The 16,551-nt window shown below is 60.7% G+C and carries 17 protein-coding genes; 1 reads left to right on the top strand and 16 read right to left on the bottom strand.

Annotated features, from left to right (window positions below; all coding sequences use genetic code 11):
• Positions 1-66: 66 nt before the first annotated feature.
• From rpoS to putP, 10 genes are all read right to left on the bottom strand, one after another.
• Positions 67-1,050 (bottom strand): RNA polymerase sigma factor RpoS, encoded by a 984-nt coding sequence (gene rpoS / locus G5315_RS13790; protein ID WP_005335504.1) that lies wholly within the window; start codon positions 1,048-1,050, stop codon positions 67-69.
• 45 nt (positions 1,051-1,095) lie between these two features.
• Positions 1,096-2,166: a LysM peptidoglycan-binding domain-containing protein gene (locus tag G5315_RS13785; protein WP_421333217.1), complete on the bottom strand. Its 1,071-nt coding sequence runs from the start codon at positions 2,164-2,166 to the stop codon at positions 1,096-1,098.
• A gap of 9 nt (positions 2,167-2,175) precedes the next feature.
• Entirely contained in the window at positions 2,176-2,757 is a 582-nt protein-coding gene (locus G5315_RS13780; protein ID WP_005354505.1) for a YqaA family protein, read from the bottom strand.
• Positions 2,754-3,371, bottom strand: coding sequence for a protein-L-isoaspartate(D-aspartate) O-methyltransferase (locus G5315_RS13775; RefSeq protein WP_005335507.1), 618 nt, complete (start codon positions 3,369-3,371; stop codon positions 2,754-2,756). Before G5315_RS13775 ends, G5315_RS13780 begins: the two co-directional genes overlap by 4 nt.
• Positions 3,372-3,378: 7 nt before the next feature.
• Entirely contained in the window at positions 3,379-4,140 is a 762-nt protein-coding gene (surE, locus tag G5315_RS13770) for a 5'/3'-nucleotidase SurE (protein ID WP_040068372.1), read from the bottom strand.
• A complete protein-coding gene (truD, locus tag G5315_RS13765) occupies positions 4,121-5,179 on the bottom strand; it encodes a tRNA pseudouridine(13) synthase TruD (RefSeq protein WP_005354508.1) in 1,059 nt (352 codons plus the stop codon). The genes surE and truD overlap by 20 nt, the downstream gene beginning before the upstream one ends.
• Positions 5,179-5,655 carry a 2-C-methyl-D-erythritol 2,4-cyclodiphosphate synthase gene (ispF, locus tag G5315_RS13760; RefSeq protein WP_005335518.1) on the bottom strand — a complete coding sequence of 159 codons (477 nt, stop codon included), beginning with the start codon at positions 5,653-5,655 and terminating at the stop codon, positions 5,179-5,181. Before ispF ends, truD begins: the two co-directional genes overlap by 1 nt.
• Before the next feature lie 146 nt (positions 5,656-5,801).
• Positions 5,802-6,494: a 2-C-methyl-D-erythritol 4-phosphate cytidylyltransferase gene (gene ispD / locus G5315_RS13755; RefSeq protein ID WP_110303496.1), complete on the bottom strand. Its 693-nt coding sequence runs from the start codon at positions 6,492-6,494 to the stop codon at positions 5,802-5,804.
• A complete protein-coding gene (gene ftsB, locus G5315_RS13750; protein ID WP_005335520.1) occupies positions 6,487-6,804 on the bottom strand; it encodes a cell division protein FtsB in 318 nt (105 codons plus the stop codon). Before ftsB ends, ispD begins: the two co-directional genes overlap by 8 nt.
• Positions 6,805-7,012: 208 nt before the next feature.
• A complete protein-coding gene (gene putP, locus G5315_RS13745; protein ID WP_005354514.1) occupies positions 7,013-8,530 on the bottom strand; it encodes a sodium/proline symporter PutP in 1,518 nt (505 codons plus the stop codon).
• 325 nt (positions 8,531-8,855) lie between these two features.
• On the opposite strand from putP, the gene G5315_RS13740 reads away from it, so the two are divergent.
• Positions 8,856-9,749, top strand: coding sequence for a VirK/YbjX family protein (locus tag G5315_RS13740; protein ID WP_421333216.1), 894 nt, complete (start codon positions 8,856-8,858; stop codon positions 9,747-9,749).
• Positions 9,750-9,818: 69 nt separating this feature from the next.
• On the opposite strand, the gene G5315_RS13735 is transcribed toward G5315_RS13740, so the two are convergent.
• The 6 genes from G5315_RS13735 to G5315_RS13710 form a co-directional block, all read right to left on the bottom strand.
• Positions 9,819-10,745: a L,D-transpeptidase family protein gene (locus G5315_RS13735; protein WP_005354531.1), complete on the bottom strand. Its 927-nt coding sequence runs from the start codon at positions 10,743-10,745 to the stop codon at positions 9,819-9,821.
• A gap of 187 nt (positions 10,746-10,932) precedes the next feature.
• Entirely contained in the window at positions 10,933-12,174 is a 1,242-nt protein-coding gene (locus tag G5315_RS13730) for a mechanosensitive ion channel family protein (RefSeq protein WP_005335524.1), read from the bottom strand.
• Between the two features lie 143 nt (positions 12,175-12,317).
• Positions 12,318-13,517: an acetate kinase gene (locus tag G5315_RS13725; RefSeq protein WP_005354534.1), complete on the bottom strand. Its 1,200-nt coding sequence runs from the start codon at positions 13,515-13,517 to the stop codon at positions 12,318-12,320.
• A gap of 274 nt (positions 13,518-13,791) precedes the next feature.
• Positions 13,792-14,262 carry a YhcH/YjgK/YiaL family protein gene (locus G5315_RS13720; RefSeq protein WP_019445320.1) on the bottom strand — a complete coding sequence of 157 codons (471 nt, stop codon included), beginning with the start codon at positions 14,260-14,262 and terminating at the stop codon, positions 13,792-13,794.
• Between the two features lie 314 nt (positions 14,263-14,576).
• On the bottom strand, positions 14,577-15,683 hold the full coding sequence (locus G5315_RS13715; protein WP_421333215.1) for a 1-acyl-sn-glycerol-3-phosphate acyltransferase: 1,107 nt from the start codon (positions 15,681-15,683) through the stop codon (positions 14,577-14,579).
• Positions 15,684-15,813: 130 nt separating this feature from the next.
• On the bottom strand, positions 15,814-16,512 hold the full coding sequence (locus tag G5315_RS13710) for an aspartate/glutamate racemase family protein (protein ID WP_421333214.1): 699 nt from the start codon (positions 16,510-16,512) through the stop codon (positions 15,814-15,816).
• Positions 16,513-16,551 lie beyond the last annotated feature (39 nt).

Below are 16,551 nucleotides of genomic sequence, written 5' to 3'. Positions count from 1 at the left end.
TTGCTCCCCTCGTGCTATCTGGCTGATGCGCTGATCAGCTGGTGCGGGCTTAATTGGTACGGATGCTTAATTGGTACGAAATAGCGCCTCGATGGAGAGCCCCTGGCTCAGCAGGATCTCCCGCAGACGGCGCAGCCCCTCCACCTGGATCTGGCGTACCCGCTCGCGGGTCAGGCCAATCTCGGCTCCCACATCCTCGAGGGTGGCCGGCTCGTAGCCCAGCAGACCAAAACGACGGGCCAGCACTTCCCGCTGCTTGGGATTGAGCTCCTCCAGCCAGTGGACAATGCTGCTGCGCATATCATCTTCCTGTGACTCCAGCTCAGGCCCCATGCCGCGCTCGTCGGAGAGCACATCCAGCAGCGCCTTGTCGCGATCGCCGCCTATGGGGGTGTCCACCGAGGTGATCTTCTCGTTGAGTTTGAGCATGCGGTTCACATCATCCACCGAACGATCCAGCGCGAAGGCGATATCCTCGGCGGTCGGCTCGTGATCGAGACGGTGAGAGAGTTCGCGCGCGGTGCGCAGGTAAACGTTTAACTCTTTGACCACATGAATGGGCAGACGGATAGTGCGGGTCTGGTTCATGATGGCCCGCTCTATGGTCTGGCGGATCCACCAGGTGGCATAGGTAGAGAAACGGAAGCCCCGCTCGGGGTCGAACTTCTCGACCGCGCGGATAAGACCGAGGTTGCCCTCTTCGATAAGATCCAGCAGCACCAGGCCGCGGTTGTTGTAACGACGGGCGATTTTCACCACCAGTCGCAGGTTGGACTCGATCATGCGCTTGCGGGCGGCTTTGTCACCCCGCAAGGCACGACGGGCGTAGTAGACTTCCTCTTCGGCAGTGAGCAGCGGGGAGAAACCTATCTCCCCCAGATAGAGTTGCGTGGCATCCATCACCTTGTTCAGCTCAGGTGCCAGCAACTCATCGGAGATAGTCTCGTCCGCCTCGGCGGCTACCTCCTGCAACTCTTCTACCTCGTGAGATTCGGGTTCAGCGTCAAACTCTAACTCTGCATCCTGCATTACCAGTTGTTCTTGGCTCATGGTGTGTCTCCCTGACGTTACCAGAGTAAGACGGTCTCTCTGGGGTTAACGCTTTGGCAAATAGCTCATCGGATTGATCGACTTGCCTCTGTACCGGATCTCGAAATGCAATCGCACATCCGGCGCGTCCGTGCTACCCATGTTGGCAATGACCGAGCCCCCCTTGACGCTGTCCCCTTCCTTCACCCGCAACTCGTCGTTGTGTGCGTAAGCGGAGAGATAGTCATCATCATGCTTGAGGATAATCAGCTTGCCGTACCCCCTTAAAGCACTGCCAGCGTATACCACTTTACCGCTGCTGGCGGCGTAGACGGGTTGCCCCTTCTGGCCGGCTATGTCGATCCCCTTGTTACCCTGTTCTGCAACAGAGAACCCCTCGACAATCCGGCCTTTTGCGGGCCAGTGCCAAGCAAGTCTCGACTGGGGGTTGTTTATTTTTTGTTCTTTGGACTGAGCGTATTCCTTCGGTGCTGCCGGAGCAACGGATTTCTGAGAGATGAACGGCGTGGTCTGACCAGATCCACTCGGCTCGGCCAACGGACGCGGACCGCTGCTCGGACGGCTCACGGCCACCGGGGTCACGGTTGCCGGACGAGTCGCAGCCACCATCTGGGTCGAACCGCCGCCTGCGGTCTGGACATTGAGCACCTGACCCGGTTGCAGCGCATAGGGGGCGCTCAGGTTGTTGCTCTGGGCCAGCGCCTGCGGTGTCATGCCGAACTGGCGGCCGATGCTGCTCAGGGTATCGCCGCGGCGCACCTCATAGGTACCGGCACTGCGGCGGCTGCCAACACTGGCGCTGGAACCATCGAGTCGCAGTCGCTGCCCCGGATAGATGTTGTAGGGCGGGCTGATGTTGTTGAGGCTGGCCAGCGACGGCACATCGTTGCCGGAGTTGAAGGCGATGGAGTAGAGGGTATCGCCCCGTTTCACCACATAGCTGCCGCCCTGAATGGGGGCGCTGACCTGGGCACCGCTTTGGCGAGCCGGAATGGTCGAGACAAACTGCCCCTCATCAACACCATCTACCGGAGCTGCATTTTTACTGGAGGAGCAGGCAAGCAGCAGCCATGACAACACCACGACACTGCTTCCTTGCCAAATACGCGAACGCATAATGGATCCTTAACGACTAAACCAGAAATAGGCCACCACGGCCAGACCAATACAGAGCCAACCGAGCACATCTACGTAGTGCATCAGTTTGCGTTCCATCTTCTCGCCACCCCAGCGCATCAGGCCCGCAACCAGGAAAAAGCGCATGCCACGACCGATGAGGGAGGTGATGATGAAGGGCAGCAGAGCCATTTGCAACAACCCTGCCGTCACGGTAAACACCTTGTAGGGGATAGGGGTGAAGCTGGCAATGAAAATGACCCAGATCCCCCACTGCTCAAACCAGTTGCGAGCAATCTCGATCTTGTCCTGATAGCCCACAGACTCCACCAGTGGCAGCACGACCGGATCCCACAGCGCATAGCCAAGGGCATAGCCAAACAGGGCGCCCAGCACAGAGAAGACGGTAGCCAGCGTGGCGTAGTGCCACGCCTTGTGGGGCTTGGCGAGCGCCATCGGCGCCAGCATCACGTCCACCGGGATCGGCCAGAATACCGACTCGATGAAAGCGGTGATGGAGAGATACCAGGGGGCATGCTTGTGGCGAGCCCACTGCATAACCAGTACGTACAAACGGGAAAACAACTTCACTCAACATCTCCGTCAATCAGGGGAACAAAACGTACCGGCTCCAGAATACGGCTGGTCAGCTGGGATCCGGATCGTTCGATCAGCTGCAGGGTCTGCTGGCTGTCACCCACGGGCAACACCAGTCGGCCCCCTTCGGCCAGCTGATCGGTGAGTGCCGTCGGGATCTCGCTCGCCGCGGCCGTCACCAGAATGGCGTCATAAGGCCCCTTGTTGGGCCACCCCAGCCAGCCGTTGCCGTGCTTGGCCGAGACATTGTGCAGATCGAGCTGGCGCAGTCGGCGCCGGGCCTGGAACTGCAGCGACTTGATCCGCTCAACGGTATACACATGCTCCACCAGATGGGCGAGGATCGCCGTCTGGTAGCCCGAGCCAGTGCCAATCTCCAGCACATGGGCCGGATTGTTTTGCATCAGCAACTCGGTCATTCGCGCCACCATATAGGGCTGCGAAATGGTCTGGCCGTGGCCGATGGGCAGGGCGGTGTTGTCCCACGCCTTGTGCGCCATGGCCTCGTCCACGAACAGCTGGCGCGGCACTTTCGCGATGGTCGCCAGCACGCGAAAATCGCGAATATCCTGCGCAATGAGCTGATTTAACAGGCGCTGTACTATCACACCACCCTCATCCCTGCAGATCTAACCAGGCCCCCAGACCGGCGAGACTGTCATAGGCAGTCATATCGATGGTCAGAGGGGTAATCGAGACATAGCCCTGCTCGATGGCAGCAAAATCGGTACCGTCACCGGCATCCTGCTGGCTACCGGGGGGGCCGATCCAGTAGATGGGCTGGCCACGGGGATCCTCGGTGCAGATCACCGACTCCGCCCGGTGGCGGTTGCCAAGGCGGGTGGTCTTGATCCCCTTGATCTGCTCGAGGGGCAAGTCCGGCACGTTGACGTTGAGGATCTGATCGGCAGGCAGGGGGTGTTTCATCAGCCCCTTCACCAGCAGGGCCGCATAGTGGGCCGCCGTGGCGAAGTGGGTCTTGCCTACCAGCGAGATGGCGATGGAGGGGTAGCCAAGATGGCGCCCCTCAGTGGCCGCGGCGACCGTGCCCGAGTAGATGACATCATCCCCCAGGTTGGCGCCGTGGTTGATGCCGGCCACCACCATGTCGGGTTCAGGGCGCACCAGCTCATTGACCGCCAGATGCACGCAGTCGGTAGGCGTCCCCTTCACCGCATAGCTCTCGCACCCATTAAAGCCGTTTTCTGCAATGCGGGTAACCCGCAGCGGTACTTCCAGCGTCAGGGAGTGACTCGCGCCGCTGCGGTTGCGATCCGGCGCCACCACAATGACCTCGCCGCAGGCACGCAGCGCCTCGCTGAGGGCACGAATGCCCTCGGCATGCACACCATCATCATTACTGACCAGAATTCGCATCGGTCTGATTCCTGAAACCGTGATCGGCCTCTTCGGCCTGCATTAACTCGCGCACCACGCTGGTGGCAAACGCGCCCGCCGGCAGGAAGAAGGAGAGGGTCAGCGCCTCGCCGTCCAGCTGCCAGCTCATCTGCTCCGGCTTGAGCAGCAGGGGGCGCCTGTCCTGATCCAGCCCGGCTTTCTCCAGCCCGTCACACCAATCGCTGTAAGGGGCCAGCACGCCCTGTTCGAACTCGGCAGCGGCGCCCTGACTGGCCAGACGGCCACGGCCCCACTGGGGGGCGGTGAGCTGCACGTCGCCGGAGGCAAGACGCGCTTCCAGCTCGGGGGTCACGCTCTCTTCGCTGAAGATGGAGTGGCTGCCCTTGAGCATCACGCAATCACCGGCCAGCAGCTGATGAGCCAGCCCCTGCTCGATACGGGCGCTGACAATGGCGTTGAACAGCATGCTGCGGGCGGCAGAGAGGTAGAGGGAACGTTTGTTGCGATCCTTGATCCGCTTGCCGGCAAACATCGCCTTGGCAGCTTCCAGGTTGTTGCCATCGCGGCCAAAACGCTGTTCACCATAGTAATTGGGTACGCCCTGAGTGGCGATGGCCTGCAGGCGCGCTTCCAGCCCGTCGGCCTGTTCCAGACCGGTGAGACGCAGGGTGAAGTGGTTGCCCTTGAGGTAGCCAACCCGCAATTTGCGGTTGTGACGCCTGGCTTGCAGGATCTGGATGCTGTCGCTCTCGATAACCGACAAGTCCGGTTCGGCCTTGCCTGGCAGGTGAATACCAAACCACTGCTCGGTCACCGCGTGACGATCTTTCAGGCCCGCCCAGGTCACCGCATTGCGGTTGACCCCGGCCGCATCGGCCAGCAGACCCGCCACCCAGGCGGTGTTCTCGCCGGTTTTGCGCACCCGGACGAAGATGTGTTCCCCTTCACCGCAAGGCTCAAACCCGAGATCTTCATTGACCACGAAGTCGGCGGCCTCGGCCTTGAGGATACCGCGGGCAGTGGGCGCCCCGTGCAGATAGGCAAGTTGTTCCAGCATTATTGTTTCACCAGTAGGACGACGGCTTCGGTGGCGATCCCTTCCTTGCGCCCCGTAAACCCAAGCTGTTCGGTGGTGGTCGCCTTGACGTTCACCCGGTTCAAATCACATTGCAGATCGGCGGCCAGCACGGCGCACATGGCGTCGATATGGGGCGCCATTTTGGGGGCCTGGGCGATGATGGTCACATCCAGGTTGCCGATGGCATAACCCGCCTTCTGTACCCGGGCAAAGACATCCCGCAGCAGGATGCGACTGTCGATCCCCTTGAACTCGGCAGCGGTATCGGGGAAGTGGCGACCGATGTCACCGGCACCGATGGCCCCCAGCAGGGCATCGCTCACCGCGTGCAGCACCACATCGCCGTCAGAGTGGGCAACCAGCCCCTGCTCGTAGGGAACCGGCACGCCACCCAGCATGCAGGGGCCAACACCACCAAATTTATGGACATCAAAACCATGACCAATGCGCATCATCAGCGGCAACCTCCCAACATGCTGAAACCAACCCCATCAATTTTGTGTACGTCCACACCATGTCCAATCCGGATCATGCTAACTCCTTGTTCGGGCCTGTTTGTTCGAGACACTCTGCTCTGAACGGTCTGTTCTGACTGAGGGGCTTATGCCTGCTGGCTTAAAAACAGCCCCGCCAGCGACAAATCTTCCGGCCGGGTCACTTTGATATTGTCGGCGCGCCCCTCCACCATCCGCACCGTGAATCCGGCCCGCTCCATGGCGGAGGCCTCGTCGGTGATGGTGGCGCCCAGCAGCAACCCCTCTTCGAGCGCCCGTTTCAGGGCACGGGTCGGGAACATCTGCGGCGTCAGGGCATGCCAGAGCTGCTCGCGCTCGACGGTAGCGATGATATTGCCCTCCCCATCGGAGCGTTTCATGGTATCGCGCACCCGACTGCCGAGAATGGCGCCGCCACAGCCCATGGCCGCGACAATCAGCGCATCGAGATCGCCGTGAGTCAGGCAGGGGCGGGCCGCATCGTGCACCAGCACCCACTCCCCTTGTGCCACATGGAGGCCATTGAGGACGGAGAAGGCGCGCTCGGCGCCTCCCTCGACCCGCACAATCCGCGGGTCGGCCGCCACGGGCAGGGCCTCGAACCAGCGGTCGTGGGGCGCCAGCGCCACGATCACCTGGGCGATGGCCGGGTGGGAGAGCAGCCGCTCCAGGGTATGTTCGAGAATGGTTTTACCCGCCAGTTGCAGGTACTGCTTGGGGCAATCAGCCCCCATTCGGCTGCCGATACCGGCGGCAGGGACGATCGCCGTCAGGCCGGATACCCGGCTGGCATCAGTCATCGTAGGGCTCATCGTCCGGCGCTGTCTCTTTGTCTTTCTCTTTGGGGATGATCCGGTAGAAGGTCTCCCCCTGCTTGATGTAACCCAGATCGTTGCGTGACAACTCCTCGATGGCCTCAAGGCCAGAGGTGAGATCATCTATCTCGCGGTAAATGAGGTCGTTACGATCCTTGAGAGTCTGGTTGTCCCGCTGTTGCTGCGAGATGGCCTCCGACAGGTTCTGATAATCGGATAGCCCGTTCTTCCCCAGCCAGAGGTCATATTGCAGTCCCCCCAGCAGGAGGATAAGGATCAGGGTGAATAGCCGCATGCACTAGGTCTCCTTCAGGCGGCCTAGTGTCCCATATTCGGTGCCAAGACAAAAGAAAGCGAGCACCCGGGAGCCACCGGCCGAACATAAAAAAGTGCCCAAGAGTGAATCAGATAGCACAAAGCCCCGCCAAACCGGTGCAAGGATGGCCAACCAGGGCGCTCCTTGTCCGGGGGCGGGGCTCTCAATCAGAAAGCGGTAAGGGGGATCAGTTCACCGCGACCGGCTCTCCCGCGCTCTCGGCCGGAGTGTTGTACTCCTCCTCGGCATCGCGGAAACGCTCCAGCATCGCTTTTGAGGGCGCTTCGCCCAGCAGACTGCCCACCACGATGGCCAGCAGTGCAAACAGGAAGCCCGGGATGATCTCATACAGCCCCAGCCAGCCGAACTGCTTCCAGACGATGACGGTGATGGCACCGACCAGCATGCCGGCCAGCGCGCCGTTGCGGGTCATCCGCGGCCACAGCACGGAGAGCAGCACCACGGGGCCAAAGGCGGCACCGAAACCGGCCCAGGCGTAGCTCACCAGCCCCAGCACCCGGTTTTCCGGATTCATGGCGACGGCGATGGCAATCACCGCGATCAGCAGCACCATCAGGCGACCCACCCACACCAGCTCACGCTGAGAGGCGTTCTTGCGCAGGAAGGGCTTGTAGAGATCCTCGGTGATGGCGCTGGAGCAGACCAGTAATTGACAACTTAGAGTGCTCATCACCGCCGCCAGAATGGCGGAGAGCAGTACACCGGCGATCCAGGGGTTGAACAGGATCTTGGAGAGCTCGATAAAGACCCGCTCCGGGTTGCCGGTCACCCCAGCCGCCACTTCTGGGAAGCGGGCGAAGTAGGCCAGCCCGAAGAAGCCGATGGCCACCGCGCCTGCGAGGCAGAACACCATCCAGGTCATGCTGATGCGACGGGCATTGGCCATGGAGTGGTGGGAATCCGCCGCCATGAAGCGGGCCAGAATGTGGGGCTGGCCGAAGTAACCAAGGCCCCAGGCCATCAGCGAGACAATGGCGATCACATCCAGATTCTTGAACATGTCGAGGTTGGTGGCGCTCTTGGCGGCCACCTCGATCATGGCGCTGTCCACCCCGCCGACGGCGATGATGACGAAGACCGGGGTCAGGATCAGGGCGAAGATCATCAGGGTCGCCTGCACCGTATCGGTCCAGCTCACCGCGAGGAAGCCGCCGAAGAAGGTGTAGGTGATGGTGGCGGCGGCACCGACCCAGAGGGCGGTGTTGTAATCCATGCCGAAGGTGCTCTCGAACAGACGAGCACCGGCCACCACGCCGGAGGCGCAATAGATGGTGAAGAACAGCAGGATCACCAGCGCCGAGAGAATGCGCAGCACCTTGCTGTGATCTTCAAAGCGATAAGTGAAGTAGTCCGGCAGGGTCAGTGCGTTGCGGTTCTTCTCGGTATGTACCCGCAGGCGGCCCGCTACCCAGCGCCAGTTGAGGTAGGCACCGATGACCAGACCGATGGCGATCCAGCTCTCGGAGATGCCGCTGACGAAGACGGCGCCGGGCAGCCCCATCAGTAACCAGCCGCTCATGTCGGAGGCGCCGGCAGAGAGAGCGGTAACCCAGCTCCCCATCCGGCGACCGCCCAGAATGTAGTCATCAAAGTTGCGGGTGGCGCGATAGGCGACGAAGCCGATCAACACCATTCCGAGGATATACACCAGGAAGGTGATTAACATGGGTGTGCTAGCTGTCATGCAAAACTCCGTTTTGTGTCATTTTCTGCCCGCTCTGGTGACGGGCTCATCCCTAAAAAACCGGCCTAGCTTAATCAGCCGTTCGCGCCAGCTCAACCACTTTTAACAAACACAAAACACAATAAAAACCTTTGCGCATCAAATCATCTGCCGCATCAAGAGGATGGCGCAAGATTTCCTGCCGTGGCCGTGGCAGCCATATCGCCGCAACGGCGGCTATTGAGCGTTATGTTTTCACATTTTGTTACTATCCATTTTTTACAAGCCGGCGCCCCGCTCCTACACTCCCCGCCCTGTCTCATCACACCAGTCAGAGGTCGGCACCATGTCATCTCATCTGTCACACCTGCGAACCCTCGCCCGCCGCCTTCATCCGGTGGAGGAGTCGGGTCATCTCATCCGACGGGCCAAGTATGTGGGGCGTCTCTGGCTCAATTCCGGCGCCCGCGCCCTCTATCGCCAGCAGCAGGAGCAACCGCTGCTGGCGCAGGCGATCAGCCGCTTCCCCGATATTCTGGAAAAGCCGATCCACCCCTATCGCCACAAGGGGCTCCGCAAGCGCCTGCGAGCCGGGCTTATCAGCGGCCACTACCAGCAGCTGGCACGTCAGCTGCCCAAGGCGCAACAGCTGGCAATCTACAGCGGGCGCGGCCTGCTGCTGGCCCAGTGGCAGAGCGACAAGCTGACGGCCCCCCTCACCCTGCAACTGGATTACCAAACCCACATGGGCAAAGAGGGGGAGATGAGCCTGACCCTCAAGCTGGGTGACGCGGCGCTCTATTACATGGCCCTCAATCTGCGCCCCGCGCCGAACCCGACCCTCGAGATCTGTTCGCTGCAGGGCGGCAAGGGGCAGAGCGAGGAGATCAAGCTGGTCACCAAGGCGTGCGGCGGGCTGCGCCCCATGTCCCTGCTGGTCTATATGGCCGCCGAGCTGGCCCGGGGGCTGGCGTGCAAGAGCCTGCTCGGGATCCGCACCCAAAGCCACGTCTATCAGAGCAGCAAGCGCACCGCCGATCGGGTCAAGTTCGATCTCGACGGCTTGTGGCAGGAGCATCAGGGCAGCGTGCAGGATGAACTCTGGATGAGCCTGCCGCTGGAGGTGCCCCGCAAGACGCTGGAGGAGATCCCCTCCCGCAAGCGGGCCAGCTACAAGGCGCGCTACCAGCTGCTCGATCAGCTCGGCAGCGAGCTGCAGGCAAATCTGCTACGAAGCTGAGTCAGCACAGCAGAAACAAAAAGGGCGAACAGCATGCTGTTCGCCCTTTGTCATGACGGGGATTTGTCCTTAGCGGTTGATCGCCATCGGCATGCCGTTGCGCTGCTCCAGCGCCTGCTTCACCAGTTGGGAGTCGCTGTCGGCGTGGGCAATGAAGCGGGTCACCGCCGGGGTCATCGGCAGCGGTGCCGGCAGCTTGGAGTTGAACTCCTCTTCGCTGCGCGACAGCGGCTGGTGCACTTCCAGATAGCGGACGCCGTTGGGCTCGAGAGAGGCCTTGATCGGCTGGTTGACGAACTGGACGCGGGTACCGACCGGTACCTGCTTGAACAGGTAGGCGATGTCGTCGTTGCGCAGACGCACGCAACCGTGGCTCACCCGCAGGCCGATGCCGAAGTTAGCGTTGGTGCCGTGGATGGCGTACATCTTGCCGATGTAGAGGGCAAACAGACCCATGGGGTTGTCTGGGCCGGCCGGCCATACCGCAGGCAGGCTCTCGCCACGGGCGGCGTATTCGGCATGCATCTTGGCGGTCGGGGTCCAGGTCGGGCCCGCTTTCTTGCGCTGCACGCTGGTCACCCAGTTTTCCGGAGTATCGGTGCCGAGCTGGCCGATGCCAATGGGCAGCACTTCCACCACTTTTTTACCCTTGGGGTAGTAGTAGAGGCGCATCTCGGCCACGTTCAGCACGATCCCTTCACGGGGTGCATCCGGCAGGATCAGTTGCTGGGGGATCACCAGCTTCTCGCCGGTCTGTACCAGCAGGGGATCCGCATCGGGGTTGGCTTCGGTCATGTTGGTGAGCCCCAGCTGGAATTTGGCCGCAATGGCCTCCAGCGGCTGGCCGTTCTCTTCGGCCGGAACCACATATTCCAGATTCTCCCCTACCAGACGGCTGTTGGCCGCAGGCAGAGCATATTCAACAGCGAAAACCGGCGCAGCGGTCAGCAGCAGGCTGTAGCAGAGTGTTGCCACACTATTGCGAAGGAGCTTCATAACTTTCCCATGATGATGACTTGAAGTGACGTCTCTGGGCTGGCAGCTGATCAAGAGGGGATCAGGGGCGCGAAGAGAAGGCCGCCATTTTTCTCCTCTGCACGGCAAATTTCAACTGACAAGTGGCGACGGGTCGATGATTAATATGCGGTTTTTTCCGCGTCCCCGACCCGCCCGGTTTCCCTGTTTATCCCCGTTGCCAGGCACGCATATCGTAACCTGTGGGAGATTGGTGCAACCGCAGATGAAATTGCTCAATGATGGCGAAGATATGGTCGAAAATATCGGCCTGGATCCCTTCGTAATCGGCCCATGCGGTGGTCGCGGTAAAGCAGTAAATTTCCAGCGGCAGACCGTCTGACGTGGGTGCCAGCTGGCGCACCATCAGGGTCATATCCTTGCGAATGCCGGGGTGGGCGCGCAGGTAGGCATCCAGATAGGCGCGCAGGGTGCCGAGGTTGGTGAGGTGACGACCGTTGATGGGGCAGCTCAGGGCATCGCTCAGCTGCTGGTTGTAAGCGCTCAGCTCCTGCTCCTTGCGGCTCAGATAGGGTGCCAGCAGCTGCGCCTGCTTGAGCTGCAACTGCTCCTCGGCCGTCAGAAAGCGCACACTGGTCATGTCGATATTGACGCTACGCTTGATGCGGCGGCCCCCCGACTCGGTCATCCCCTGCCAGTTCTTGAAAGAATCGGAGATCAGGGCATAGGTGGGAATGGTGGTGATGGTCTTGTCCCAGTTCGACACCTTGACCGTGGTGAGGCCGATGTCGGTCACCTCACCATCGGCGCCGTACTTGTCCATCTGCAGCCAGTCACCGACGCTCAGCATCCGGTTGGCGGAGAGCTGGATCCCCGCCACCAGCCCGAGGATAGGGTCCTTGAACACCAGCATCAGCACTGCGGTCATGGCACCCAGACCGCTGAACAGGAACAGCGGCGACTTGCCAAGCAGCAGGGCGATCATCAGGATCCCCACCAGAATGCTGCCTACCAGCTTGGCCCCCTGGAAGATGCCACGCAGGGGCAAATCCCGACCAAGGCGGGTGTAACGGCTCACCGACAACAGGCAGTCGAGCAGCGCGAAGAAGGCCAGCAGCAGGAACAGCAAGATCCAGAGCTGGGCCACCATCTCGATAAGTTTGAGGCTATCCGATTGACGGGGCAGCCAGATCTCCGCCTGACCGAGCAGCACGGCCCCCTGCAGCACGAAGGCGAGCCGGTTGAAGAGGCGCTGTTGCAGCTGGGGCGGCAGCCATACCTGCTTGGCCTTGCCGAGGATCCCCACCAGCCTGACCAGCAACACCCGGTGCAGCGCCATATGCAGCAGCAGCGAGGTGATGACGATAAAGCCCAGCGCGATCACCAGCGCCATCAGGCTGGTCACTTCCACCCCAAGGCCCGACAACCAGTTAAAAAACGCCTCTTTCATTGCTTTCTCCCGAACCGGGCAGCCCGCTGGCTGCAAAAACAGTGGTGGTCAGGGTACCGCTCCCCTCCCCCATGTCAAATCGGCGTACGCCAGAAATGACAACGCCCGGCACAGGCCGGGCGTTGTTTCAAGGCGAGGTTGACTTAGCAGACCAGGCTCAGGGCATCGCGAGCGATGACCAGCTCTTCGTTGGTCGGGATCACCATGGCGCAACGGCTGTCGGCGGTGGTGATGCGACCTTCGCCACCCAGTACCGCGGCGTTGTTGGCCTCTTTGTCCACCTTGAAGCCGAACAGGGCCAGACGGTTCAGCACCATCTCGCGCACCATGGCGGCGTTCTCACCGATACCGCCGGTGAAGACCACGGCGTCCAGACGACCGTCCATCGCAGCGGCGTAGGCACCGACATACTTGGCCACACGGTAGGTGAAGACATCCAGCGCGCGCTTGGCACCGGCGTCGGTGGCGTAGTTGGTGGTGACGTAGCGGCAATCGCTGCTCGCTTCGGTCATCCCCAACAGACCGGACTCACGGGTCAGGGTGTGGTTGATCTGCTCCACGCTGTAACCGAGCTGGTCGTGCATGAAGAAGACCACGGCCGGATCGATATCACCGGAGCGGGTACCCATCGCCAGACCTTCCAGCGGAGTCAGACCCATGGAGGTGTCTACGGATTCGCCGTTCTTGATGGCGCAGACAGAGGCACCGTTACCCAGGTGGCAGTTGATGATGTTCAGCTCGTTCAACGGCTTGCCCAGCTCTTTCGCGGCTTCTTCCGCGATGTAGCGGTGAGAAGTACCGTGGGCACCGTAACGACGGATGCCGTGTTCGCGGTAGAGCTTGTGCGGCAGCGCATAGAGGTAGGCCTCTTGCGGCAGGGTCTGGTGGAAGGCGGTGTCGAACACAGCCACGTTCTTCTCGGACAGCTGCGGGAACACTTTCAGCGCGGCGCGAATACCGATGAGGTGGGCCGGGTTGTGCAGCGGGGCGAACGGAATGGCGGCTTCGATACCGGCGATCACGCCGTCATCGATACGCACGGAGCGGGAGAACTGCTCGCCACCGTGTACGATTCGGTGACCGATGGCCACCAGTTGCTCGGCAAGAGTCGGATCCTGCGGCAGGATGTGACCCACGATATGGTCGAGGGCCTCCTGGTGAGCGGCACCCGCTCCCAGCATGGCTTCGCCCTTGACCCCGTGGAGTTTCCATTTGATACGTGCATCATCCAGATTGAAGCATTCGGCCAGGCCGGACAGCATGTCCTCACCTGTTTCGGCGTCCATTACGGCAAATTTCAGGGAAGAGCTACCGCAGTTAAGGATCAATACCAACTTGCTCATTTTCTACATCTTCCTGTGCTTCGGCTTTATGCCGACAGTGTCGTGTCATCCAAAAGAGGATGGGATTCCCCTGCCGGGGGCTTATGGTCGCAGGAGGGTGCGTCCAATTTTTCAATTCTTGCTCTTGAAAGAGTCATCGCAACCTGTGGTGCGTATCACTGGTTTCAATTCTTGCTCTTGAAAGAGTCATCGCAACTTGTAGTGCGTATCACTGGTTTCAATGCTTGCGAGTCTCAACGCATCAGCTGCGCAGGGCTCGCCTCAATGGGAGTGCTCAGGCGATAGCCAGCAGATCCTTGTGTACCTTGACCACCAGCTTCTTCACCTTGGCGGGCTGGTTGAAGGTACAGAGCGGGCGGTGCAGCTCGCCCGGCCAGAAGATGGCGAAATCACCCGGTTGCAGCGCCAGATAGCTGGTCTGCTCGTCATCGACAAACCAGAGGTCGGGATGGGGATGGTCGGCGCCGTCGCTCACGTAGTCGTGGGGGCCCACACCTATCCACTCTTCACCGCGCAGCAGCAACTGGATATCGAGATACTGCTGATGGAATTCGCCACGGCGATCCGCGGCTGGCTCGGTCAGATCCTCGCTCACCAGACAGAACAGGTTGAGGCCATCAATCTCGGTCTTGCCGAGCGGAGCGTCACCCCAGTGAGCCACGCTCTTCACCACCTCGGCCATAATGCGGGCCAGCGGGGCGGGCAGCGGCGTCCGCTGCAGGGTGTTCAGGCTACCGGTGATCATGGCGTCTGTTTCCTGTTAGGTATATCTGGGCGGCATCTTTGCCAGCCAATGAAAAAGGACCTGTGACAGGTCCTTCAATAATGCCGTCTGCAATCCGTGCAAACCGGTTTAGATCTTTTGCTCATGTTCAGCTATATGGGCACTGTTACACACTCGTCAGCACCTTGCCAAGAGACATAATCCCATTTTCATAGTGATCGTACCAGCTGAAACCATATTATTCACCACCCTTTCCCCCTCGACTTTGACCAGACGCAAAAACGGGCGCATCAGCGCCCGTTTTTTTCGCAAAACCGTTTAACAACCGGTTTCATTCAAGCCTTTTTGGCGTTTTCCACCGGTTTGGCGTACATGGCACGCCAGATCGCCTTGTGCTCTTCCGGCACCTCTGACTGACGAGTCAGGAAGGCCGCCTGTTCGATGGTATTGGCCTTGCCGGAGACATCGGCAGCCAGATAGTTGCTGGGGAAGAGGTGGTAGCTGCTCCAGATCGCCTTGTCGATCAGCGCGGCCAGTTCGTCCGGATCGCTGAAGCCCTCGGTAATCGGCGCGCCGAAGGAGACGTGTACCCGCCCCTTCATACCGACGATACCGGCGACGATACTCTCGATATCCTCGAACTCGCCCTTCTCGTAGCTGCCGTTGACCGACTTCTCGTAGAGCTCGCGCGCCTTCGCCTTGTCGGTCGGGTCCAGCTCGTAGCTGATGCTGACCGGTACGATATTGAGGCTACGCATGTAGTCGACGAAGTCGATCTTCTGCTTCTTGCCGTCGACGTAGAACATCTTGAGGATGGCGGGATCTGTCTTGTCATCGCCATTCTTGGCGCGCCCTTCCTTCTGGGCGATCCAGATGGAGTGGCCTTCGTGCACCGACTGGCCGATGTAGGCGGAGAGCTCGCCGAGCGCCTTCATCATCTCCCGCGGCCCCTTGGCGGAGCGCTTGACGATAAAGCTCTTGTTGAGCTTCATCAGCTCGGTGGCGCAGGGTTTGCGCAGCAGGTTGTCACCGATGGCGATGCGCACGGTATCGAAACCGTGGGTGTGCAGCCCCCAGTTGACGAACGCCGGGTCCATGGCGATGTCTCTGTGGTTGGAGACAAACAGATAGCCCTGCTCTTTCTTCAGATGCTCGATCCCGGAGAAGGTCACCCCCTTGGTGGAGGTGGCGATCATGCGGGACATGTACCGGGTGACCCCCATCTGGACCTGATGCACAGTGGTCACTTTTGACCATTTGCGGCGCAGGAACAGGCGGATCATCGGGCGGATGGCCCAACCCAGCCAGCTCATCAGGGAACCGAAACGATACTTGGCGATGGCGCCGATAAATTCATCATCCTGGATCAGCCGTTCGATGGCTGCCGGCACTTCTTCATCGCGGTAAGGGCGAATATCCGCGAATCTATCTACTTCAGTCACAATGTCAGCCTTGCATGCTAGGAAACCGCAGCCAACCCGCGTTGGCCGGGGAAAATTCAGGGCGCAATTTTACACGCTTTTATGGCAAGGGGTATGAGACAAGCATGAATAGTGAGATCTGACCAGTTTATTAATCGGATGCCAGTGCCAGCGCGACCGCCGCTTCGGCATGGATGGCGGTGGTGTCGTAGAGCGGCACTGCCGCCCGGGCATCCCCCAGCAGCAGGGCAATCTCGGTGCAGCCAAGGATCACCGCCTCGGCACCCGCGGCCGCCAGCGCCTCGATAATGGCCAGATACTCGGCCCTCGACGATGCACGGATCTCCCCCAGACAGAGCTCGTCATAGATGATCCTGTGTACCCGCTCCCGCCCGGCCTCATAGGGTACCAGCACCGCCAACCCGAAGCGCTCCTGCAAGCGCCCTTTGTAAAAATCCTGCTCCATGGTGAAGCGGGTGCCGAGCAGGCCGACCCGGGTTATCCCGTCCGCCCGCAATTTGGCCGCGGTGGCATCGGCGATATGGAGCAGCGGGATATCGATGGCCGCCTCAATCTCGGGGGCGACCTTGTGCATGGTGTTGGTGCCGATCAGCAAGAAATCGGCGCCGCCATCCTGCAACTTGCGCGCCTCCGCCGCCAGCAGGCGGGCGGTAGCGGGCCAGTCACCGGCATGCTGCAGCCGCTCGATACCGGCAAAGTCGACGCTATTGAGCAGCACCCGCGCCGAGTGCAAACCACCGAGCTGTGCCCGCACCCCGCGGTTGAGCGCCTGATAGTAACTGACGGTGGACTCCCAGCTCATGCCACCTAACAGACCGATACATTTCATAGGAACTCCTTTCATCCCAAGGGAGGGCAGAACCACGCC

This window comes from Aeromonas sp. 603607 (assembly GCF_049171595.1).
Classification (GTDB): domain Bacteria; phylum Pseudomonadota; class Gammaproteobacteria; order Enterobacterales; family Aeromonadaceae; genus Aeromonas; species Aeromonas veronii.
The sequence above is the reverse complement of the archived record's forward strand: the minus strand, read 5'-3'. Positions and strand labels throughout refer to the sequence as shown.